Origin of the sequence: Shewanella carassii, assembly GCF_002777975.1 — a bacterium.
In the GTDB taxonomy this organism is placed as follows: domain Bacteria; phylum Pseudomonadota; class Gammaproteobacteria; order Enterobacterales; family Shewanellaceae; genus Shewanella; species Shewanella carassii.
On the sequence record NZ_NGVS01000034.1, the window covers coordinates 42137 to 65923 of the forward strand.

Below are 23787 nucleotides of genomic sequence, written 5' to 3' on the forward strand. Positions count from 1 at the left end.
CTTTCAGTCGTTCTCGTTGTGATAGGTTTCGTCGTACAAAGCCATCAACTCGTTCACCTTGGTCCTGGTGCTACCTTTCTGACTGATGTTACGCTGTACCTGAATCGTTTCCATTCTCGAGCCATGATAAAGCTCGCGGGTCAGCGGAATATCATGATTGCTGATAAGCACTGGAATGCCGCGCTCGATAGCAGTATGACGAGAGTGCCTGGCCAGCAGCGCCTGATCATCCAACGAAAAGCCGGCACCCACGTAAGTAGTAAAGCTGGCGGTGGTCGATAGGGGGGCGTATGGCGGATCGCAATAAATCACGTCACCGCTTCTGGCCAAGGCAAACGCCTGCTCGTAGCCAATACAGCAAAACTCGGCACTTTGAGCCTTGGCGGCAAAGCCGCGGATCTCTTTCTCAGGGAAATAAGGCTTCTTGTAGGAGCCAAAGGGAACATTGAACGCCCCCTTGCGGTTATAGCGACATAAGCCATTAAAACCAAAACGATTAAGATAGAGAAAATAGATCGCTCTATCGAAGGGATCGCGGCTACGATTGAATTTATCTCGGATCAGATAATATTGCTCTTTGTCGTTCATCTGCGGCACAAACAACTCGGCCGCCGCCCCTATGTATGCTTCAGGACGGGTTTGAATGATCGAGTAGAGATCAATCAAATCGCGATTGATATCGCACAGCAGGTAACTGGGGTAATCTGTGTTGAGGAACACAGAACCGGCACCGACAAAAGGCTCAACCAAGCGCTCGCCCTTAGGCAAGTGCTGAGTCAGGGCATCAACCAGTTTAAATTTACCACCAGCCCACTTGAGAAAGGCTCTTTGTTTTTTCTTCATTAAAATTGATTGGTGCCCGGAAAAACGAAAGTGTGGATTGTACTCGGTTTAAGAGGAAATTTCACTGTTACTTAGACCCGACTGTAAACGATAACGTTGCAAAGATTGCCAGGATTTTACCCAAGGCTGGGGAAGCCCCAGCGACTGCTGTAACTGTTTTCCGGCCTCAACAGCCTCTTGTTTGCTGGCATATTCACCGACCAGCACTACCCACCAATCGTCATGCCGAGCAATTCTCAGCTTGTCTACATTTTGCAATTTGCCAATAAAAGCCACCAGAGATGAGTAACGTTTAACGCTCACCAACTGCAAGGTATAACCTTTGGTAGGCAACGGCTCGGCTTTGGGTTCGACTCGCTCTTGGGTTGGCTGAGGTTCGCCATCTAAAACAGAGGCCGCTTTGATTTCCTTGGACTCAGATTTAGTTGGCAGCACTGTGATAGGAGCCGTCTCCACATCCACTGTCGCCTTGGCATCGTTGAGCAGTTCAGAACTATTTTCCGGCTCTGGGTTCGGCTGACTATCCGCTTGCAGTTTGATTTCCTGAACGGATTTCGAGTCTTGCCGCGAGGCGTTCGCTGACGCACCAATGCTCTGGCTTTGCGGCGGTTCGAGACGAACATATACAGGAACCGAGGTGAGATCTTTCGAAGCCGGTTCATTATCGAGCCAACGCTCGGCAAATTGAGTTAAGGGAGTTGTTTGCCGTTCCAGCACCAAGGTCGATTTGGGGAGCTCGGGCAAAGGCTCAGTCGAGCGCAACAGATACCAGGAGAACAACGCCAGGCCGAACAACACAACACTGCCCAAGATCAATATAGTCTTCCAAGGCAAGCGTCTTGGCTGCGGCGGCTCACCGTTCAAGGCCAACTCCAGCAATGCCAAAACCTCGGCAGGTGTCCCTTGTTGCCGCTCCAATTGCTTGACCACTATGGCCCGAGGCGTAAAAGTACGCACCGCACTGCGAGTCAACAAAGTTTGATACAAGCCCTCACGTTCGGCGAGGGAAAGCGGCTCAAGTTTAACCGGCAACACCTGCTGTTTCTGTGCCTTGGGCAGTTGCAACTGTAACTGCTCGGCAAATTCAGGCGAGACCGAACAGGTCAGCGTGATAGGCTCACCTCTGGCTTGCAACTGAGTCAATAGCAAACACTCGGCCCAGAGCGCCAAGGGCATATTGTCGGCATCGTCGATCAGGATATGGATAGGCTTGCGCATCTCACTCAGATAGCGCAACAGAGTATCGGCTAGGGGTTGTTCGTCGTCAAATAGGGGATCGGGCAGCAGTTGGATCAGCAATTTACGCCGTATTTCGGCGGCATCGACATGTTGAGGGCAAGTGACCAACGCCAGATTATGCTCATCGAGCACATTAGCCAAGGCGGTCAACAGTCTTGTCTTACCGGCTCCAACCTGCCCCTGCAACAAAACCAGCTGCTGACCATAACAGGCCAGATGCTGCAGTCTTTGTAACAGCGCCTCTTGTGAAGGCAGGAGAAGTTCTTCAGTTGCCACCATTGTCACCCATTAAGGCTCAAGCGCGGCAGATCACCTGTTCGAGTAGGGATTCCGGCACTTGAGCAAAAATACCGGCCTGCCCCATAGCAGTGGGCAAAACTAGGCGGATTTGCCCAGCCAAAACCTTTTTATCACGCCGCATATGTTTGATAAAGCTTTCAAAATCCATGGAATCTGGTGCGGTTATCGGTAAATCGAATGCCTGTAACAACGCACCGATGCGACAGAGAGTTGACTCGTCAATCAGTTCCATGGCCTTTGCAGTTTGTGCAGCAAGGACTGTGCCAGCAGCAACCGCTTCACCATGAAGCCAATTACCATAGCCCATTTCAGCTTCGATGGCATGACCAAAGGTATGCCCCAGATTCAACAGAGCGCGAACCCCCTGCTCGGTCTCATCTTCGGCAACCACTTCGGCTTTGATCTCACAGCAACGACGGATGGCATAAGCCAGTGCCTCTGGCTGCTGCGATTTGAGTGACTCGACATTGTTTTCGAGCCACAGGAAAAAGTCAGCATCCCAAATGATGCCGTATTTGATCACTTCGGCCATGCCAGCGGCAAATTCACGCGCCGGCAAAGTCTTCAGGCACAGAGTATCTATCAGCACAAGTTTGGGTTGATAGAAAGCGCCTATCATGTTTTTGCCCAGCGGGTGATTAACCGCCGTCTTGCCCCCCACGGAGGAGTCGACCTGAGACAAGAGCGTAGTGGGGATCTGGATAAAGTCCACGCCCCGCTGATAACAGGCCGCAGCGAAGCCGACCATGTCACCAATGACACCGCCGCCGAGAGCCACCAGCACCACATCACGACCGCAATTGTGCTCAAGCAGAGCCGTAAATACGCTTTCGAGTTGTGCCAGTGTCTTGTACTGCTCACCATCAGGCAGAATATGAGCAAAAACCTGAGCCGCAGGCAGCAGAAGGCGCTGCAAAGACTGCAGATACAGGGGAGCTACTGTGTCATTGGAGACAATAAGGACTTTTTTACCCGAGATACTCGCCGTTAGACAATCGCTCTGGGCCAACAGACCCTGGCCAATGAAGATAGGATAACTACGTTCACCTAAATCGACCCGGATCTGTTGCATCTTGCGTCCTAGAAACCTAATTGTTCAATGATTTGATTGGCCACCACTTTGGCACTTTGCTCGTCGGTCTTGACGATAACATCGGCGATTTCCTCATAGAGAGGATTACGCACGTCAGCCAGCGCTTCCAACACTTCGCGAGGATTATCGACCTGCAGCAAGGGACGACGCTTGTCACGTTGAGTGCGAGCCACTTGTTTATCGATAGTCGTTTCCAAATACACCACGATACCGCGGGCAGAGAGGAAGTTGCGGATATCTTTGCTTTGAACTGAACCACCACCAGTTGCCAGAACTATGCCTTGTTTCTCGGTCAGGTCAGAAATCACCTGAGCCTCACGGCGACGGAAACCTTCTTCGCCTTCAACGTCAAATACCCAGGCAATGTCAGCGCCGGTGCGATTTTCAATCTCTTGATCTGAATCGTGGAATTCCAAGTGCAGCATTTGTGCCAGATGACGACCTATGGTGCTCTTGCCTGCGCCCATAGGGCCTACCAGAAAAATATTACGTTTTTCAGCCATTTCTTGTACGTCTGAATCTTATGAAAAGTTTGCCGAATGTCGACTTACTATCAAATCGACGGGATTTGTTACCTTGCTCTTATGAGACTTGACCGGGGATTATCTCAGCTTAAGGACATTCAAGGCAAGTAATGCCGACTATTAAAGCCAAATTTCCCCCTGCCCAAACATCAAAGCCAGCGACTAGCACTGGCTTTGATTGAGGTTCTACAGGTTTGGAAAAAACTTAGGCTGACCCCGGCATGGCTTCAATCAGACGCCTTGAACGCCAATTGCTGTGCAAGTCACGTTCTACAAAAGATCACACTAAGAGGACTTATTCTTACCTTTTCTTACCTTCTCTAGATTTCCTCAGTCACTATCTTGGGCGTTACGAAGATCAGCAGCTCCTGGCGCTCATTCTTGTCTGAAGTATTGCGGAACAGGAAGCCAACCAGAGGAATATCGCCCAAAACAGGCACCTTGCTGACCCGGCTGATCAGGTTCTGTTGATAGATCCCCCCCAGCACTATGGTTTCACCATTGTCCACCAGCACTTGAGTACCTATGCGTTGGGTATCGATGGAAACAGCTTCTCCCAGCGGAGTCTGTACTACCTTGCCCTGCGAGTCCTGAGTAATTTCCAGATCCAGTATCACACGGTTATCCGGAGTGATTTGAGGTGTCACCCGCAACGACAGTACAGCTTTCTTAAATTGTACAGTTGCCGCACCACTGGAAGCCGACTCCACATAAGGGATCTCAACACCTTGCTCAATATAAGCGGCTTTCTGATTCGAGGTGGTGATCCTAGGGCTGGCAATGATTTCACCCTTGTTTTCCTGCTCCAGCGCACTCAACTCGAGATCCAATACGGTGCCATCGGCCAATTTGGCCACATGGAAAGCTATGCTGGTAGCATTGCTAGGAGCAGCCGGCAGATTCACATTGAGACGGTCGCCTATGGATGGAATGGTGCCGTTGGTGATGTCCTGAGCGCCTTCCAGGCTGCCCGAGGTGCCTTTATTGCCCTGTTGATCTGTGATCCCCCAACGGATACCCAAGTCCTCAGCAACATCATCCTTAACCGTAACCATTCGGCTTTCAATCAACACCTGACGAATAGGCACGTCCAGCACTTCTATCAGCTTGTGCACGTTTTCCAGAATATCGGCTGTATCTTTTACCAACAGAGTATTGGTTCTTTCATCTACGGCAACAGTGCCACGTTTGGACAACAGGCTGGAACCTTCTCCCCGCAATAAGTTGGCAATCTCAGTCGCCTTGGCATAATTCACCTGCAGATATTCGGAGTACAGCGGTGCCAACTCTTCAGACACTTTTTTCTTGTTCTTGAGTTGGTTTTCCTCACGAATGGCCAGCTCTTCAGCCGGCGCGACCATCAGAATGTTGCCCTCGATTCGTTTATCCAACCCCTTGGTTTGCAAGATAAGATCCAACGCCTGATCCCAAGGTACGTCATCCAGTCTCAAGGTGATACTGCCTTCAACCGTGTCACTGGTCACCAGATTGAAGTCGTTGTAATCAGCGATAATCTGCAGCACGGTTCTGACAGAAATATTCTGGAAGTTGAGTGACAGAGTCTTGCCCGAGTATTTCTTCTCCGCCTCCATCTGAACTTCACGTTCAACCTTATTCATCGCCAAGATGAACAAATTGCCATCTTGTCTGTAGCTGTATTCGTAGTCACCCTTGATATCGATCAGGATTCGACTGGTCAGTTCCTCTTTAAAGGTCTCAAAGCTCTTCACCGGGGTGGCAAAGTCCTGCACATCCATGACATAAAGCATGTCAGATGGAATATCTGTGTTGTACAACTTCAATTCCAACTTGGAACCCACTTGCTCCACATTGGCGGCAACCGATGAATTACGCAGTTCAACCAATAATTCGCCACCCTTGTCGCTCAGACGGCGAAAATCGATATTCTTAATACCGTTAACGAAGGGGTTACTGGCCTTACTTTGAGGAGACATCACTTCATCATTAACCGTCAAACGATAGACGTTGCCCACCGCCTTACCCTGATAAGGTTTGACTTTTTTCAACGTCAACACCAATTGCAGTTTGTCACCATTCTGCATGCTGGACAGCTGCTCGACTCCGGCAGTATTAATAGGGATTTGTGCCTTCTCCAGCGCCGAAATACTGTCGTTGAAGTCCAATTGAATGCTGGCTGGTTCAGCGCTCAAATTGATTTCCGGCTCAGATATCGGCTTGTCAAACACCAACTCCAATTCCAATTGATGATCCACAATGGCGTGATACTTTACATCTACCAATTTGTTGGCTGCATCAGCATAGGGGCTAAGGCCCAGGACGAGCAGGCTGCCCAGGATAAATTGCATCCATTTGGCTGCATTCTTCGGGGTGATATTCGCGGCAGAAGATTCCATTATTCCCTCATCCTTCGCTTGTTATTCTCCGGCCAATTCCAGGCTGCTGTTGCGCTCTGTCCAACAGCCGGAACCGTCCGGTACTAATTCAATAATCTCAATATTCTGAGCTGTTACTTTAGCGATGCGACCATGATAGAGTCCCAAATACTCACCGACTCCCATGCGGTAGACATTACCATCGGTTGTCTCTATCAAGGCCCAAACTAAGTTGTCTTCACTCAGGGTGCCACGCATCTTGAGGTTATCTAGTGCATAGGTTTCAAGCCTGCTCTTACGCCGTTTCAAATCCGGCTGCAAACAGTCCTTGGTGGTATCTATCACCTCTTCGGTCAACTCCCGGGAAGGAGGTACAAAGGGACTGCGCAACATATCGGCCTGATAATCAAAGTGCTCAAACTGAGGCGGCTCTTTCAGCGGCGGGATAGGCGCAACCGGCTGAGCCTTAGTGCTGGTAACAAAGTCCTCAAGATCTGTTCTGTCACCGATACAACCACCAAGCAATAATGCCGCCATCAGGGGAATGAGTCGTTTCATTTGCCTTTCCCCTTAGCCTGCTCGGGCGGCAATTCGGCTCCCTCTTTGAATCTGTATGTCTTGGCCAGAATTTCCATCGCCAAGATGCCAGATGGATCGCGCTTAATCACAAAGTCATGCAGACTAACAATCCGTGGCAGCTTGGCCACCCCGCCCACCATATGACCCAACTGGTGATAATCGCCGGTCACGGCCATACGTATCGGGAACTCGATATAGAAATCCCGTTGGATCTCGGCATCCCAATCCAGGCTCAGGATCTTCAGACCCGCGTCCGTAGCCACATAGGTCAAGTCATCGAGTAAGCCCGGCATTTCGTTCTCAGATGGCAGCATCTTAAGCAGTTCGGCAAATTGCGCTTCCATCTGCACCAACTGCTCCCGATACAATTTCAGGTTAGCGGCCAACAGATGCTTTTGCTGGAAATCATCACGCAGTTGTTGCTCTTTCGCCTGCTCAGACTGGTAAATATCTATGGCGTCAGAAACAAACAGATAATAGCCTCCCACGAACACCAGAATCGCCAGCAAACCGGCAAATACAGCTTTGACCTGAGTCGGCCAACCGCCGATATTCTCCATGTCCAGATCATTGAACTGGCTCAAATCGAAACTCATTTGCCCGCTCCTTTCGCCATCTGCGCCGTCCCTTCAATCCGATTCGCCCCTTTGATACTGACCTTGAGACTGAAACGTTGCAGCTCTCTGAACTCTTCCTGTTGGGAGACTATCGACTGCATACTCGGCTCCTGAAGCCATTCTGACGCTTCAATTTTTCGCATCATATTGGCGACATTGTTATTGGATTCACTGCGTCCTTCGATCCAGATAAGACTACCTTTCTTCTCAATGCTGGAAAGATAAATGCCAGGGGGAATAATTCGAACCAACTCATCCAACACATGGGTGGGCAGATTTCGGGCCTGTTGCAGGTTAAGAATGATATCGGTGCGACGCTCAATATCCTTTTTGCGTTGTTTGATCTTGTTAATCTCAGCTATCTGCCTATCAAGCAAGCTAATTTCAGATTGAAGATAAGCATTTCGCTGACGCTGGTCTTCTGTCATCAAACCAATAAAGTTCAGTGCCAAATAAACCAATAGCGCGGCACCAATAAAAACGGCCGCCAGAATCCCAATATAATCTCGCTTCTGTTTTTCCCTGGCTTCTTCACGCCATGGCAATAAGTTTATGTTCGCCATTGACCATAACTCCTCAGTGCCAGGCCGCAGGCCACCATGTATTTACTGATATGGGGTTGCAGGGCATTTTTTACTGAATCGTCCGCATGCAAACCACCCTGAAAGGGGTCGGCAATTATAGTATGAACACCTAATTCATTAGTCAGAAGATTAGCCATACCTTCCAATTTGGAAGTACCGCCGCAGAGCACCAAATGGTCGACTTTATCCTTACCACTCGAAGTGCAATATATTTGCAGCGTACGTTTTACCTGTTGCAGTAATTGCGTTTGAAATGGCGATAACACCTCAAACATATAATTGCGAGGTAGATCGCCTTCTATTTTGGCCTTTTCCGCCTGCTCATAGGACATACCATAAAAAGACAATATAGATTGAGTGAAGAGTTCACCGCCAAACGCCTGTTCGCGGATAAAAGCGGTTTCCCCTTTTTCCACCACTGCGAAGGTGGTCATATTGGCACCGATATCAACCAAAGCGACAACCTGATCTGCTGCACCATCCGGAAGCTGCCCTAAGATCAATTCATGGGCGCGTCCCAAGGCATAACCTTCTATATCAACGACTTTAGGCTCTAGATCGACACTGTCCAACACATCGATTCTGGCATCAATATTTTCGGTACGGCAAGCACTGAGCAAGACATCGACCTTACTGGGGTCTGTCTTGTTGACGCTCAACGTTTCAAAATCAATACTGACTTCATCGAGTGAATAGGGTATGAGGTTATCGGCTTCTATCTCGATCTGCGCCTCCATTTCCACTTCACTCAAAGAAGCATCCATATAAATAACTTTAGTCATAACAGCAGATCCAGACACAGCAACAGAAGCAAATTTAGTTGCTTTGGGCAATTGCTTCTTCAGCTGTCTCATTGCTTCAATAACAGCTTCAGGATCGCGAATATCATGATCATTGATGGCTCCTTTTTTAACAGGAGCTGCGGCATAAGCCTGAATTTTGTAACCATCGCCTGTCTTGCCCAGCAGGATCGCTTTGACCTCGTGAGAACCGATGTCAATACCCACCATTTGCGGAGCCTGACGCTTCCATAGATTCGAAAGCATAGTCCTTTGTCACTTTGTTATTGTTAGGTTTTAGAGTAGCACATTTTTAAATTGTTACGCTCCTTTGTATAAAATGTTTGAGCACTTTACAACGGCTAATTTTTTGACGCTGCCTTTTTGCTTCACCCTGTACCAAACGCCTTATATACTATTGTGCCCGCAGCAAGTTTTGGAATAATCTAGTGAAGTGGTTAAAACGTATACTCATAGCTCTGTTCAGCCTGGCCCTTTTGGGGGTTGCAGCTATCGTTGGAGCCTACTTCTATGTCCTTCCCGAACTCCCGGATGTCGCTACACTCAAGACAGTGCAACTGCAAACGCCACTGAGGGTTTACTCCAGTGACGGCAAGCTGATCTCACAATTCGGTGAAAAGCGCCGGATCCCGTTGGAATTGGCCGAAGTGCCCAAACCGTTATTGCAAGCCTTTCTAGCAACCGAAGATTCACGTTTTTATGAACACAAGGGCGTGGATCCCATAGGGGTAGCGCGGGCCGCACTGGTTATGCTGGCCACCGGCGAGAAAAAGCAGGGTGCCAGCACCATTACCATGCAGGTGGCCAGGAACTTCTTCCTGACCCGTGACAAGACAATTATTCGTAAAGTCAAAGAGATATTTATCTCTATCCACATAGAGCAGCTGCTAACCAAAGATGAAATTCTTGAGCTCTATGTCAACCGTATCTATCTTGGACAGCGTGCTTACGGGGTTGGCGCTGCGGCTCAAGTTTATTATGGCAAGGAAGTCAAAGACTTGACGCTTGCTGAAATGGCAGTTATCGCAGGTTTGCCAAAAGCCCCTTCAACACTCAACCCAATCACTTCCCCCAGCCGAGCTTTGACCCGTCGTAACCTAGTGCTCAACCGTATGCTGGAGGTCGGCTATATCACCCAGAGTGAATATAACGAAGCCAGTGCTCAACCTATTACCGCCAAATACCATGGCGCCGAAATCGATCTCTACGCCCCTTACATTTCAGAGATGGCCAGAGATTATATGGTGCAGAAATATGGTGAAGAGGAAGCCTATACCGGTGGTTACGATGTTTACACCAGCATAGACTCATCACTGCAGTTAAAAGCCCAAAAGGCACTGCGCAACAATGTCTACGCCTATGATGAACGCCATGGCTATCGAGGCCCGGAAGCGGTTCTCTGGACAGACAAGCAACCTGATGAGAGCGAGTTGATTGCCACCCTGAAGAAAACCATGCCCATTCAGGAGCTCAGGCCAGCCGCCGTATTGCAAGTAGAGGAACAGCAGGCACAGGTGCTGCTCGCCTCGGGAGAAAAACTCACTCTGCCTTGGGATGGCCTCAAATGGGCCCGCAAGTTTATCAATGACAAACGCCAGAGTGCACCACCGAAGAAAGCCGAGCAATTTCTGAAAGTGGGCGAGCAGATTTGGGTGCGTCACAACGGCGATATCTGGCAATTGGCTCAGGTGCCTCAGGTTGCCAGCGCCATAGTCTCGATAGATCCCAAAGATGGTGCAATTCAGGCTCTGGTCGGTGGTTACAGCTTCAGTCAGAGCCAGTACAACCGGGTAACTCAGGCCAAACGTCAGCTGGGTTCCAACATAAAACCTTTCCTATATGCCACGGCGCTGGAGAAAGGCTATACCCTGGCGACACTGATCAACAACGCGCCGATCAACAAGCCCGACCTCAGCCAAGGTACGGCATGGCGTCCCAAAAACTCACCCGACGTATACGGCGGCCCTACCAGGCTGCGTCTGGGACTGGCCCAGTCTATCAACGTGATGTCGGTGAGAACCCTGCGTTATGTTGGGCTGGATGCCGCCATCGACAAGCTGGTGCAGTTTGGTTTCGATGCCAAAGAGCTCAACCGCAACGAGTCTCTGGCGCTGGGATCACCATCTGCCACACCTTTGCAGGTGGTCACGGCCTTCTCTGCCTTTGCCAACGGGGGCTACCTGGTTGAGCCTTACTTCATTAAACGGATCCAGAATGCCCAGGGCGAAATCCTTGAACAAGCTCATCCGGCTCTGGCTTGTGACGCGCCGCTTAAGCCTGAAGAGGATATGGCGGATAACGCGGTAACCGATTTGACTATGCAAGAGCAGCAACAGCCGCTGCAGCCCCAGGTTCAGGAAGATCCTTTCAGCTGTGACAGCCCAAGTGCCCGTCACGCCAAGCAAGTGATCAGTGAGCAGACCGCATTCCTGATAACCGATGCCCTCAAGAGTGTTATCTGGGGTGGCGGTAACTGGAGCAAGGGCACTGGCTGGAACGGTACCGCCTGGCGCGCCGCCAGAGTGGTCAAACGCCATGACATAGCCGGTAAAACGGGAACAACCAACGAATCGCGGGACACCTGGTTCAGTGGCTACAATCCCAAGCTTGCCACCACCGTCTGGGTCGGCTTCGATGACCATGGCCGTGAGCTGGGACGGACCGCCTGGAATGCCAGCGGCGCCAAAGATCAGATTTCAGGGGCCGAATCCGGTGCCAAGACCGCGGGCCCAGGCTGGAACGAGTTTATGCGCGATGCCCTGGAAGGAACGCCGGAAGAACCCAGCATTCCACCGGCTGGAATCGTTTCGGTGCGTATTGATTTAGACAGCGGCAAGCTGTCGCGTAAGACAGACTACACCAGCGACTTTGAGTACTTTATTCAGGGTACCGAACCCAAGGAATACGCCACCGGCGCCGAAGATGACAGCGACATCTTTATCGAAACACCGCCGGAAGAGCTGTTCCAGTAACTGTCTGTTTAACACCGTCTGCTAAACATTAAAAAACGCGCCAATTGGCGCGTTTTTGTTTGGCTAGAATCCGAGGGATAGCTTCTATTTGGCCTGCTTGGCTGTCAGTGCGGCCTTGACCTGCTCTACCGCGGTACCGCCGAGAATATTGCGCTTCGCCAGGCAGGAATCGATACTCAGATGCGGATAAACATCCTCCGCTATGATGTCGGCATAGCCTTGCAAGACTTCAAGTGGCAAGGCTTCTAGTGGCTTACCCTCGGCAATAGCTTGCAGCACCACCTCACCCACAACGTGATGCGCCTGTCTGAAGGGCATGCCTTTACCCACCAGATAGTCCGCCAGTTCAGTGGCATTGGCGTATCCCTGTTGAGCTGCAGCCAACGCATTGTCACGGTTAACCTTGACACCTTCGAGCACCAGAGCTGCCATTTTCAAGCACAGGCTCCAGCTGTCCATCACATCGAACAAGCCTTCCTTGTCTTCCTGCATATCCTTGTTGTAGGCGAGTGGCAGCGCCTTCATGGTGGTGAGGATCCCCATCAAGCTGCCGTATACCCTGCCCGCTTTACCGCGGATAAGCTCAAGCGCATCGGGGTTCTTCTTCTGCGGCATCAAGGAAGAACCTGAGGTGACATTGTCGGCCAGCTCGATAAAGTTAGCTTCGCCGGAATTGAAGAAGATCATATCTTCGGCCATACGACTTAAGTGCATCATGCTGATAGAGGCATCGCTGCAGAGTTCGATCACATGGTCACGATCAGACACGCTGTCCAGACTGTTGAGGGTAGCAGAGGCAAAGCCCAGGCTGGCCGCCAGCGCCTGACGGTCGATGGCATAAGCTGTACCCGCCAAGGCGCCACAACCCAGAGGGCAGGTGTTGAGGCGATTCAGTGCATCCTGCAAGCGGCTGATATCCCGCTCAAACATTTCCACATAAGCCAAAGCCCAATGACCAAAGGTCACAGGTTGCGCCCGCTGCAGATGGGTATATCCCGGCATCACCGCATCCAACTCGCGCTCGGCCAAGGCCAGCAGCCCTTGTTTGACTTCAATCAACAGACTCAGCAGGTGTGCGCCTTCCTGTTTGCACCACAGCTTGAGATCGGTCGCCACCTGATCATTGCGCGAACGGCCGGTGTGCAGCTTCTTACCCAAGTCACCCACCTTGGCGATCAGCTGTGATTCCACAAAACTGTGAATATCTTCGGCGCCGGAAGCGATGATCTGCTCCGGCGTATCTTTAACTTCTGCGAGCAACTCAGCCAGCGCCTGAGTCAGGGCCTGGCATTCCTCCTGAGTTAACACGCCGGCCTGGGTTATCGCCTCGGCCCAGGCGACTGAGCCCTGGATATCCTGCTCCAGTAAACGGAAATCCACCGGCAGGGAATCGTTGAAGAGTTTGAAAAGTTCGCTGCTTTGGCCGCTGAATCTGCCACCCCATAAAGCCATGATAAGGTCCTCTTTCTCGGGCATAAAAACTAAGGGGCGCCAATGCGCCCCTGATATACTGACGCTTACTTACTGTTGAGCGCGCGGATACGGCTCGCCAGAGAGTAGAGGCGGATAAAGCCTTCGGCGTGTTTCTGATCGTAAACCGTGTCTTCACCGAAGGTGGCAAACGCCTCGGAATACAGGCTGTTGGGAGAACGTTTCTTCACGGCTACCGCCTGGCCCTTGAAGAGCTTGATCACCACTTCGCCGTTGATGTCCTTGGCCAATGCCTCGGATGCCGCTAACAGCGAGTTGCACAGAGGCGTAAACCAACGGCCATCATAGACCAGATGTGCCATCTGAGCGGCGACCTGTTCCCGCCAGTTACGGCTGGTCTTGTCGAGCACCAACTCTTCTACCGCTCTCAGAGCTGCAAACATGACAGTGCCGCCCGGTGTCTCATAACAGCCACGGGACTTCATCCCCACCAGCCGGTTTTCAGTGATATCGATACGGCCAACACCGTGGGCGGCAGCAATCTGGTTCAGCTTCATCAGCGCCGCATAGGGGCTCAGGGCATCACCGTTGACTTCAGTCACCCGGCAGTTTTCCACTTTCAAGCTGACATACTCAGGCTCATCTGGCGCATCCAGCGGATCGACTGTCATGGTCCACACCTCTTTGCTGGGCTCATTCCAGGGATCTTCCAGCTCCCCACCTTCGTGGGAGATATGCCAGGCGTTGGCATCGCGGCTATAGATCTTGGTGGCCGAAGCCGAGGTCTTGATGTTGCGCTCAGCTAGGTAAGCCAGCAGATCTTCACGGCTCTCCATGGTCCACTCACGCCAAGGAGCAATCACTTTCAGATCCGGCGCCAATGCGGCAAAGCAGCCTTCGAAACGCACCTGATCGTTACCCTTGCCGGTACAACCGTGACACAGGGCATCGGCGCCGACCTTGCGAGCCACTACCACCTGAGCCTTGGCGATAATGGGTCTGGCCATGGAGGTACCCAGCAGATAGGTTCCCTCATAAATGGCACCGGTCGCTATGGTGGGATAGATGTAGTCTTTAACAAACTCTTCTTTCAAATCAACAATATGACACTCACTGGCGCCGGAGGCCAACGCCTTTTCTGTCAAACCTTCAAGTTCGGCTTCCCCTTGTCCAACATCGGCACAAAAGGCGACGATCTCACAGTTGTTATAGTTCTCTTTCAGCCAGGGAATAATGGCCGAGGTATCCAGGCCGCCGGAGTAAGCCAGGACAACTTTTTTTACATCTGTGTTTTTCTGTGCAATAGACATCTTAATTTTCCTAGATTCAACTGGCCCTTGGCCATCAGCTCAAAAGTGTTACCAGAACGGCATTCTGCGCGTGCATGCGGTTTTCTGCCTGTTGCAGGATCAGAGAACCTTTGCCATCCATCACCTCATCTGTCACTTCTACCCCTCTGTGAGCGGGTAAACAATGCATAAAATACTTCACCTTATACTGATCCATCAGCGGCTGATTGATCTGATAAGGATTAAATTTTGCTTCAATATCAGAAAGTTCTGTTTGGTCGCCCATGGAAATCCAAGTATCAGTGTAGACGGCATCCTGACCTTCCAGGGCGGCGATGTCTGAAGTCAGTATCAGGCTGCCTCCATTCTCGGCCGCCAGTTGCTGTACTTCATTGACAATCAGACCATCGGGGAAATGCCCTTCGGGGCAGATAACCGTCATGCTGGCACCCAATATGGCAGCGCCTATCATCAATGAATGGGTCACGTTGTTGCCATCACCCACATAGGCCAATTTCACCTTGCTCAAGTCACCGAGCTGCTCTGACAGGGTCAGAAAATCCGCCAGTGCCTGACAAGGGTGGTACAAGTCCGACAGCGCATTGATCACAGGCACAGTGCCGAACTCGGCCAGGCCTTCTATGGTCTTGTGGCTGAAAGTCCGTGCCACTATGGCGTCGGCCCAGCAGGAAAGGTTACCGGCGAAATCGGCAACAGATTCGCGCTTGCCCAAAGCACCATTTTGTTGATCCAGATAAAGACAGTGGCCACCCAGCTTGTGGATACCGATATCGAAACTGACCCTGGTACGCAGGGAAGGTTTTTCAAACAGCATCACTACGCTCTTGCCCGCAAGCGCGTGTCGGTAGTCTGCCGGATTGGCCTTGATCTTCTTGGCCAGGTCCAACAACGCCAGCAACTGGGATTGGGTAAGTTCTTTAATGGTCAACAGGTGCTTCATACTGCCTTCTCCTATGGTTTTATTTGCGTACCCACGGCTTCGCCCTGAGCCAATGCAGCCAGTTGCGCCGCATCTCTCCAGGAAGCAACCTGTACCGGCTGCCCCATGAGTTCTGCGACTTCCAACGCCGCCTCTACTTTGACTTTCATGCCTTTCTCTATCACGCCCAGTTTCACCAGGTCGTCGATTTCGCTGCGATTAAGACTGGCGATCAACTGCCCCTTACCATCCAATACTCCGGAAACATCGGAGAGCAGTACCAGCTTGCCCTGCACCAGCTTGGCCAGCACTGTGGCGGCCTGATCGGCATTGACGTTAAGCAGTTGCCCTTCGCTGGAGACTGCAATGGAGCTGACGATAGGCATCCACCCCTGAGACAGGACGAAATTGATATAGCTGCCGTCTTTGGGGGAAACTTCACCCACCAACCCCAAGCGTTCATCTTTAATTACCGCATCGACCAAGTTGGCATCCGCCAGACTCATGCCAACGCTGGCGACACCGGCCTTGATGGCCGCCGCCTGCAGTATCTTGTTGGACATACCGGCCAGAGCGCCGGCGATGATCGGCATCTGCTCCGGCGGAGTGACCCGCAAGCCATCGAGCTTCACCGTATCCATGCCATTGGCCTTGAGCTGTTCATCCACCAGATAACCGCCACCATGAACCAGAACCACTTTCTGTCCCTGGGCCAACATTTTCGCCGCAGTATCCATCAGCCTGGCCATTCCCATCTCACACTGCATCAGTGCGCCGCCAACTTTCAGAACCAACACCTTGTCTTTCGTGCTCATAGTGACAACTCTCTCTAACCGTTCCGGGAATAATTAGTATTTAAAGTGAATCTTTATGCATTGCAGCGCCTGACTGGCAGCGCCCTTCATCAGGTTGTCTATGGCACTGGCCACCACCAGATAATGGTTCTGTTCATCAAACTTCCATCCCAAATGACAATTGCCCGTGTGTACCACGTCATCCACCTTGGGGAATTGGTTCTGTTTTACGCTGACTATGCTCAAGCCATGGTAGATGCTGTAAGCCTCGGCAACGTCCTCTGCCTTGGTACCCGGCTTGAGCTGCAGCGTAATGGTGGCGAGAATGCCGCGTTTGAAGTTGCCAAGGTGCGGAGTAAAAATCACTTCCTGCCCCAGTTGGCTGGCGATTTCGGGCTGATGCCTGTGACCAAGCACACCGTAGGGCGTTAAACTCACTTCACAGAAACTGGTGTGCAACTGCGCCTTGCGCCCGGCTCCGGTCACACCGCTAACGGCATTAATAACGGGGAAGGCATCTGTCATCAGTGACTTGAGCGGCTTAAGCGCCAACAGGGATGCCGTGGGATAACAACCGGGAACCGCAATCATCTTGCTGTTGGCAATCGCCTCGGCATTCCACTCGGCCAGGCCATAAACCGCCTGTGCCAATACTTCGGCTTGGTTATGCTCAAAGCCATACCACTTGGGATAATTGGCCGCGTCGCTGAAACGATAAGCACCGCTCAAATCAAATACCGCCAGCCCCTGGGCATAAAACCAGGCCGCCAATTCCAGGCTTACCGAATGTTCGGTCGCCAGCGCCACGGCGTCGGCCTGCGCCACTATCTGTTGTTTGGCCTCTGGCGTTAACGGCTGCAACACTGCAGAGATATGTTGATATACAGGATAAAGCTCGGCCAGGCTTTTGCCTTTATCCAGACTATTTTCAGAGACATACAACCCTTGAATGCTTAACTCTGGCTCGGCTTGGATCAGGGCGGTTAACTGGGCACCTGTATATCCACTGGCCCCTATGATGGCGATATTTTTCATGGTTTCTAATTCTTCAAGCTAATCAAAAAAGGAAGGGCACAACGAAAGCCCGTGGCTCAACGCCTAATGACAAGTTTATCGTCGCAGGGAGTTATTGCAGTTTTGGGTCTGAATCAAGCTCAAGGTCGAACTCAACATACTTAGTCTCACTGAATTTAGTCACCATGAAAGATGACACTGGCTTTAGCTGTTTGCTAGACTAACACAGCAATTTATTTATGCAATATATATGAATAGTTATTTTTAATGTTTTGCAGGATAGTCATGAAAAAACTGCCGGAACTCACAGAAAGCTTCAGTGCGCTTATCGCCTCGCCCTCCATCAGTGCCCTGGAGCCCGAGCAAGATCAATCCAATGCTGCCGTTATCGACTTGCTGGCCAACTGGTTTGCCGATTTGGGGTTGGAGTGCCGCCGCCAGCCGGTGCCCGGCAGTCGCAACAAACATAACCTGCTGGCCAGCCTGGGGACTGGCCAAGGGGGTCTGCTGCTGGCCGGGCACACAGACACAGTGCCGTTCGATGAAGGCCATTGGCAGCATGATCCCTTTCGGCTAACCGAAAAAGATAATCTTTGGTATGGCTTGGGAACTTGTGACATGAAGGGTTTCTTTGCCTTGATATTGGAGGCCTTGAAACAACTGCCGCTGACACAAATGAAGCGACCTCTTTATATTCTCGCCAGTGCCGATGAAGAAACCACAATGAATGGGGCCAAGGCCTTTGCCGCCAACGCTGCAATCAAGCCTGAATTTGCCATCATAGGCGAACCCACCAGCCTGCGGCCGGTTTATATGCATAAGGGGCACATGGCTCAAGGCATTAGGGTAACGGGCCGCAGCGGTCACTCATCGGATCCGGCCAAGGGACTCAATGCCATAGAAGTGATGCATCTGATCATAGGCCGACTACTTAAACTCAAGCAGCATTTGAGTGAACACTATCGCGAAGACGCCTTCAGTGTGCCTTACCCAACCATGAACTTTGGCCATGTCCACGGCGGCGATGCCGCCAACCGTATCTGTGGTTGCTGTGATCTGCATCTGGATATTCGCCCGCTTCCCGGTTTGGCTTTGACCGATCTGCAACTCATGCTGCAGCAGTATTTACAGCCGGTCTGCGAACAATTCCCGGGGGCGGTTTCCATCAGCGAACTCTATCCCGGCTCAGAGCCCTTTGCCGATGATAGAGACTCTCCCTGGAGCCAACTGGTCGCCAGCCTGGCGGGACAGGCACCGCAAGTGGTGAACTATGCCACCGAGGCGCCTTATATTCGGCAACTGGGGTGCCACACTCTGGTATTGGGACCCGGCAGCATAGAGCAGGCTCATCAGCCCGATGAATATTTGGATACGGCGCAAATCAAACCTACGATAAACTTGCTGAAACAGCTTATTTATCATGCCTGTATAAAATAATGATCCAGCCCACAGCCGCTGGAAACAACGCGAGGCAAATACCTCAGCGTATTGACCACAGGGCACAGTGCTGGTTATTGTGCTCTACTCAAGTCCGCCCGAAACGACGACTCTTTCTCACTATTCTTTGGAGCAATCAACACGATGGCAGATATGTATGCATCCTTAAGATCCAACGTCAGTATGCTTGGGCAGATCCTCGGCGACACCATGCGATCCGATCTGGGGGAGCCATTTCTCGATAAGGTGGAGCAGATCCGCCAACTGGCCAAGAGTTCCCGTCAGGGTGACGAAAGCGCCCGTCAGCAGATGTTGGAACTGCTGACAGCCTTGCCCGATGACGAACTGGTGCCGGTCACCAAAGCCTTTAACCAATTTCTCAACCTGGCAAATATCGCCGAGCAGTTTCATACCATCAGCCGCAACTGTGATGAGCTGGTGTGTGTACCGGATCCCGTGGAGCAACTGCTCGGACGCATGCTCAACGGCCCGATAGATCAGAAGCAGATGCTGTCCTGTCTCAGGGAGATGAACATAGATCTGGTACTGACGGCACACCCGACCGAGATATCCCGCCGCACTCTGATCCAGAAGTACTCATCTGTGGTCGATTGTCTGACGGCTCTGGAAAACGATCAGCTCAGCGAGCGCGAGTTTAAACAGATCAATCTGCGACTGCGGCAGCTAATTGCCCAGATTTGGCATACCAATGAGATCCGCCGCGAACGCCCGACGCCGGTGGATGAAGCCCGCTGGGGTTTGGCGACTATCGAAACCTCACTGTGGCAGGCGATTCCCGACTTTTTACGCCAGCTCAACGACCAGGTAGAAGAGCGCACCGGCAGCCAACTACCGATTGATATCGCTCCGGTGCGATTTTCCAGCTGGATGGGGGGCGACCGTGACGGCAACCCCTTTGTTACCGCCAAGGTCACTCAGGAAGTATTGGATCGTAACCGCCATGCCGCCGCCAGACTCTATCTCAAAGATATCGTCTCTCTGGTTGGCGAATTGTCCATGGAAGAAGCCAACGAGGAGCTGAGCCAGTATACCAACGGCAGCTGTGAACCTTATCGTGACGTGCTTAGAGATCTGCGCCAAAAGCTGCGCAACACCATAGACTATCTCAATGCCCGCCTCGAAGGTCATCAGCCCGAGGTCGACAGCCATAGCATCATCTGGCACCAGGACGACCTGAAAAAGCCGCTGCTGATGCTGTATCAAAGCCTGTGCGATTGCGGCATGAGCCTGATAGCCAATGGCCTGCTGCTGGATATGTTGCGCCGCTTGGCATGCTTCGGCATTCATATGCTGAGGTTGGATATCCGCCAGGATGCAGAGCGCCACGCCAATGCCATTGCCGAACTTACCCGCTATCTGGGCATGGGTGACTTCAACCATTGGGATGAGACAGAAAAGCAGGCATTCCTGCTCAGGGAACTGGCTAATCGCAGACCCTTGATCCCGGTAAACTGGCAGCCATCAGACGAGGTGGCCGAGGTACTGGCAACCTGCCGCTTGATAGCCACTCAGCCTCAACAAGCGCTGGGCTCTTATGTGATATCCATGGCCAGCCAACCATCCGACGTGTTGGCGGTACTTTTGCTGCTCAAGGAAACCGGCTGCCGCTATCCCATGCGGGTAGTGCCGCTGTTTGAGACCCTGGATGACCTCAACAATGCCGCCGATTGCATCTCTGCCCTGCTCGATATCGATTGGTATCTGGGTTACACCAAAGGCATGCAGGAAGTGATGATTGGCTATTCGGATTCGGCCAAGGATGCCGGAGTCATGGCTGCGGCCTGGGCACAATACCGGGCGCAGGAACAACTGGTTGCTGTGTGTAAGAAGGCCGGCGTCAAACTGACTCTGTTCCACGGCCGTGGCGGTACTATCGGTCGTGGCGGCGGCCCTGCTCACCAGGCGATTCTGTCGCAACCTCCAGGCTCAGTTGACGGACGGATCCGGGTGACAGAGCAGGGAGAGATGATCCGCTTCAAATTCGGCCTCCCCAAGTTGGCAGTGCAGTCACTGGCGCTTTACACCTCGGCGGTGATGGAGGCCACTTTGCTTCCGCCTCCCGAGCCCAAACAGGAGTGGCGGCAATGCATGCAGCGACTGGCCGATGAATCTGTACTGGCCTACCGCAGCATAGTCAGGGAAGAAGCTGACTTTGTTGCCTATTTCAGAGCCGCAACGCCTGAAGTAGAGCTGGGTAAACTGCCACTCGGCAGCCGACCGGCCAAACGCCGGGTGGATGGCGGTATCGAAAGCCTGCGCGCCATTCCCTGGATATTCGCCTGGTCACAGAACCGTTTGATGCTGCCGGCCTGGCTCGGTGCCGGTGAGGCGCTCGAAGCCGCGGCCAAGCGAGGAGAGCTTTCTCTGCTACAGGAGATGGAACGCCAGTGGCCCTTCTTCAACACCCGTATCTCCATGCTGGAAATGGTGTATGCCAAGGCAGAACCCAACCTCGCCCGCTATTACGACACCTGCCTGGTGCCTGAAGAACTGCGTCACTTGGGTGAGGCTCTTAGGGAGAGGTTGCAACAGGGGATCCAGGCAGTACTCGAACTGACCCGCTCTGACAGCCTGATGTCGCATACTCCTTGGAACCGGGAGTCGGTGCGGCTTCGCAACCCCTATATCGACCCGCTCAACTTCCTGCAGGCCGAGCTGTTGGCCCGAAGTCGCAAGGAACAGGAAACTTCGGAACAATTGCAACTGGCGCTGATGCTGACCATAGCAGGTGTCGCGGCGGGCATGAGGAATACAGGATGAGGCTGCCACTGCTGCTGTCTCTGTGGTTGATGCTGATGTTGGGCGGCTGTGTCAGCCAATACAGCATCAGCGAAGGACAACTGGAATCCTATCTGAATAAAGAGCTGCAACTGGATATGCAAGACACCCAGGGGCCACTGGCAACAGAGATCCAGTTGAATCGGGTAACTGTCAAATTGGGGCACAAGCCGGATACCATGGCGGTGAAAGCCACCTCTGAGCTGATACTCAGAACGCCGCTGTTTCCCCTACGTGCCAACCTGACGACAGAGTTTGAGGCCAAGCCTTGGTATGACAACCAAACCCATGGCGTCTATCTCCGTGGTCTGGAATTGACCTCTGTCGAGTCCAATCCCAAGGATATTCAGCGGGCTTTACAGGGTATTGCTCCGCAGTTGATGGGCTTTATCCGCAACTTCCTCGAAAGTCAGCCGGTTTATGTTCTGGACACCCAGGACAGCAACCAAGCGAGACTGGCCGATATGACCAAGAGCCTTCAGGTTAAACCGGGCAAGCTGGTGCTGGAGTTTAAATAAATCGATATTCAGAGCACAAAAATACGCAGCCTTGGCTGCGTATTTTTATTTAACCTATTGCTGTCTTTGACTATTTGGCAAATCGACCAATAGAGGAGTAGTCAACAATAACCGCCTCGCCCAACAACTCGCGGCGCAGCATGTCATAGGCTACTGCGCTGCTAAGACTGCGAACCAGCTCTCGAGAACGTCTTGGCAGCTGAATCATCTGGCTGTAACAACCGCCTTTGGTCGCCAAGGCTATGGCGACAGTACCGACAGGCTTCTCCTCTGTGCCGCCGTCAGGACCGGCAATACCACTGGTGGCCAGGGCATAGTCGCTATCCAGTATCGCCCTGGCCCCCATCGCCATCTCCTCAACGGTGGCAATCGACACAGCGCCATGGTCATCCAGTGTTGAAGGTTGAACCCCAAGAATCCGCACCTTGCTCTCATTACTGTAGGTCACCAACCCCTGATGCAAATAGGAAGAACTGCCAGGGAAAGCCACCAATTGACTGGTCAACATACCTCCGGTACAGGACTCAGCCAGGCTAAGACTTAGGCCTGAATTCAACAACCTGTGATGGATCTCTTCCGCCAGTGTCGCGCGATTTTCGGCAACAACCGCAGTGCCCAAAACCTGTCGCACATGATTGGTGACTCGGGGCAACAGAGCAATGGCCTTATCACCGCGGGCAAACAACTTGATCTCTATATGTGGCATAGAGGAGCGATAACCTATGGTGATCCCTGCAGGCAACTCCAATGCTTCCAGCTTATCGGCCAGCGTCGATTCGCCATGGCCCAGGGTCAATAGCTTGTTCAATGCAACTTTTGCATCCAGGCCGAACTCCTGTTTGATAAAGGGCAGAAACTGCTCCTGAACCATATGTTTCAGCTCAAATGGCACCCCGGGAGTGAAGTAGAGCCAGGCACGATTGAGTTTGACTCTAAAGCCACAGGCCGTGCCAACCGGATTATCCACCATGACGGCAGACTCAGGCAGCAAAGCCTGTTTCAGATTACTGGCTGGCATCTCTCTGTTGTTACGGCTAAACCAGGCCTCCATCTTGGCACGCCATTCGGCGTTCTCAACCAGAGGCTCACCCTTGGCCTTGGCCATAGCTTCGGCCGAGAGATCGTCGCTGGTTGGCCCCAAACCACCATTAACCAGAATGATATCGGCATGGAGACTACGCTCCTGAAATACGGCTATCAGATCTTCGAGTCTATCCCCCACTGTAACCCTGCGCTGCACCTCAATCCCATGCTCCATCATCACATTGGCAAACCAGGCGGCATTGGTATCTACTATCTGACCGGACAATACTTCCTCTCCGGTACAAATCATCTCTAACTTCATTCAAAGATCCCTTTGGCAAAAACTGCATATACGTTAAGTAACCACTGGATGAATAGCAAGCACGGCTTGGAAGACACAAGAAAGGGAGAAACAGGGAGAGTGGAAAACCAGCATGACACGCAGTTTAGAGAGTTGTACGCGGGTTAATTTGCTGGGGCAGAAATCGATTTGTCGCGGGGTAAAGTTCAACGCAGTTCTGGATCAAAAATCTGCGGATAAAAACGAAAAAAGCCCCATCTTTCGATGAGGCTTTCTCTTTAAGTTGGCGGAGCGGACGGGACTCGAACCCGCGACCCCCGGCGTGACAGGCCGGTA

At 52.0% G+C, this 23787-nt stretch carries 19 protein-coding genes; 4 read left to right on the forward strand and 15 right to left on the reverse strand.

Annotated features, from left to right (window positions below; all coding sequences use genetic code 11):
* Positions 1 to 3: 3 nt before the first annotated feature.
* The 9 genes from CBE72_RS19235 to CBE72_RS19275 form a co-directional block, all read right to left on the reverse strand.
* Positions 4 to 843, reverse strand: a complete 840-nt coding sequence (locus CBE72_RS19235) for a Dam family site-specific DNA-(adenine-N6)-methyltransferase (RefSeq protein ID WP_100145888.1) — start codon at positions 841 to 843, stop codon at positions 4 to 6.
* Positions 844 to 891: 48 nt separating this feature from the next.
* Entirely contained in the window at positions 892 to 2361 is a 1470-nt protein-coding gene (locus CBE72_RS19240) for an AAA family ATPase (protein ID WP_100145890.1), read from the reverse strand.
* A gap of 16 nt (positions 2362 to 2377) precedes the next feature.
* Positions 2378 to 3454: a 3-dehydroquinate synthase gene (aroB, locus tag CBE72_RS19245; protein WP_100145892.1), complete on the reverse strand. Its 1077-nt coding sequence runs from the start codon at positions 3452 to 3454 to the stop codon at positions 2378 to 2380.
* An 8-nt stretch (positions 3455 to 3462) separates the two neighbouring features.
* Positions 3463 to 3978, reverse strand: a complete 516-nt coding sequence (gene aroK, locus CBE72_RS19250) for a shikimate kinase AroK (RefSeq protein ID WP_025011596.1) — start codon at positions 3976 to 3978, stop codon at positions 3463 to 3465.
* A 341-nt stretch (positions 3979 to 4319) separates the two neighbouring features.
* Positions 4320 to 6374, reverse strand: a complete 2055-nt coding sequence (locus CBE72_RS19255; protein WP_100145894.1) for a type IV pilus secretin PilQ — start codon at positions 6372 to 6374, stop codon at positions 4320 to 4322.
* A 21-nt stretch (positions 6375 to 6395) separates the two neighbouring features.
* A complete protein-coding gene (locus CBE72_RS19260) occupies positions 6396 to 6911 on the reverse strand; it encodes a pilus assembly protein PilP (RefSeq protein WP_100145896.1) in 516 nt (171 codons plus the stop codon).
* Positions 6908 to 7528, reverse strand: coding sequence for a type IV pilus inner membrane component PilO (locus CBE72_RS19265; RefSeq protein ID WP_100145898.1), 621 nt, complete (start codon positions 7526 to 7528; stop codon positions 6908 to 6910). Before CBE72_RS19265 ends, CBE72_RS19260 begins: the two co-directional genes overlap by 4 nt.
* Complete coding sequence (locus CBE72_RS19270; protein WP_100145900.1) at positions 7525 to 8112, reverse strand: PilN domain-containing protein; 588 nt, start codon at positions 8110 to 8112, stop codon at positions 7525 to 7527. Before CBE72_RS19270 ends, CBE72_RS19265 begins: the two co-directional genes overlap by 4 nt.
* Positions 8100 to 9179, reverse strand: a complete 1080-nt coding sequence (locus CBE72_RS19275; RefSeq protein WP_100145902.1) for a pilus assembly protein PilM — start codon at positions 9177 to 9179, stop codon at positions 8100 to 8102. Before CBE72_RS19275 ends, CBE72_RS19270 begins: the two co-directional genes overlap by 13 nt.
* Positions 9180 to 9361: 182 nt before the next feature.
* On the opposite strand from CBE72_RS19275, the gene CBE72_RS19280 reads away from it, so the two are divergent.
* Positions 9362 to 11905 carry a penicillin-binding protein 1A gene (locus CBE72_RS19280; protein ID WP_100145904.1) on the forward strand — a complete coding sequence of 848 codons (2544 nt, stop codon included), beginning with the start codon at positions 9362 to 9364 and terminating at the stop codon, positions 11903 to 11905.
* Positions 11906 to 11989: 84 nt separating this feature from the next.
* Here CBE72_RS19280 and argH read toward each other — a convergent pair whose 3' ends face one another.
* The 5 genes from argH to argC all read right to left on the reverse strand — a co-directional run bounded on the left by argH (position 11990) and on the right by argC (position 17394).
* Positions 11990 to 13357 (reverse strand): argininosuccinate lyase, encoded by a 1368-nt coding sequence (argH, locus tag CBE72_RS19285; protein ID WP_100145906.1) that lies wholly within the window; start codon positions 13355 to 13357, stop codon positions 11990 to 11992.
* Between the two features lie 65 nt (positions 13358 to 13422).
* Complete coding sequence (locus CBE72_RS19290) at positions 13423 to 14646, reverse strand: argininosuccinate synthase (protein WP_100145908.1); 1224 nt, start codon at positions 14644 to 14646, stop codon at positions 13423 to 13425.
* A gap of 34 nt (positions 14647 to 14680) precedes the next feature.
* Positions 14681 to 15586 carry an ornithine carbamoyltransferase gene (locus CBE72_RS19295; RefSeq protein ID WP_025889295.1) on the reverse strand — a complete coding sequence of 302 codons (906 nt, stop codon included), beginning with the start codon at positions 15584 to 15586 and terminating at the stop codon, positions 14681 to 14683.
* 11 nt (positions 15587 to 15597) lie between these two features.
* Positions 15598 to 16380: an acetylglutamate kinase gene (gene argB, locus CBE72_RS19300; protein WP_025011587.1), complete on the reverse strand. Its 783-nt coding sequence runs from the start codon at positions 16378 to 16380 to the stop codon at positions 15598 to 15600.
* A gap of 33 nt (positions 16381 to 16413) precedes the next feature.
* Entirely contained in the window at positions 16414 to 17394 is a 981-nt protein-coding gene (gene argC, locus CBE72_RS19305) for an N-acetyl-gamma-glutamyl-phosphate reductase (RefSeq protein ID WP_100145910.1), read from the reverse strand.
* Positions 17395 to 17658: 264 nt separating this feature from the next.
* Between argC and argE the strand changes: the two genes are divergently transcribed.
* The 3 genes from argE (at position 17659) to CBE72_RS19320 (ending at position 22127) form a co-directional block, all read left to right on the forward strand.
* Entirely contained in the window at positions 17659 to 18810 is a 1152-nt protein-coding gene (gene argE / locus CBE72_RS19310) for an acetylornithine deacetylase (RefSeq protein WP_100145912.1), read from the forward strand.
* 144 nt (positions 18811 to 18954) lie between these two features.
* Positions 18955 to 21591 carry a phosphoenolpyruvate carboxylase gene (gene ppc, locus CBE72_RS19315; RefSeq protein ID WP_100145914.1) on the forward strand — a complete coding sequence of 879 codons (2637 nt, stop codon included), beginning with the start codon at positions 18955 to 18957 and terminating at the stop codon, positions 21589 to 21591.
* Positions 21588 to 22127, forward strand: coding sequence for a YceB family lipoprotein (locus CBE72_RS19320; protein ID WP_100145916.1), 540 nt, complete (start codon positions 21588 to 21590; stop codon positions 22125 to 22127). Before ppc ends, CBE72_RS19320 begins: the two co-directional genes overlap by 4 nt.
* A 70-nt stretch (positions 22128 to 22197) precedes the next feature.
* On the opposite strand, the gene CBE72_RS19325 is transcribed toward CBE72_RS19320, so the two are convergent.
* Positions 22198 to 23472 (reverse strand): CinA family nicotinamide mononucleotide deamidase-related protein, encoded by a 1275-nt coding sequence (locus CBE72_RS19325; RefSeq protein ID WP_025011584.1) that lies wholly within the window; start codon positions 23470 to 23472, stop codon positions 22198 to 22200.
* Positions 23473 to 23787 lie beyond the last annotated feature (315 nt).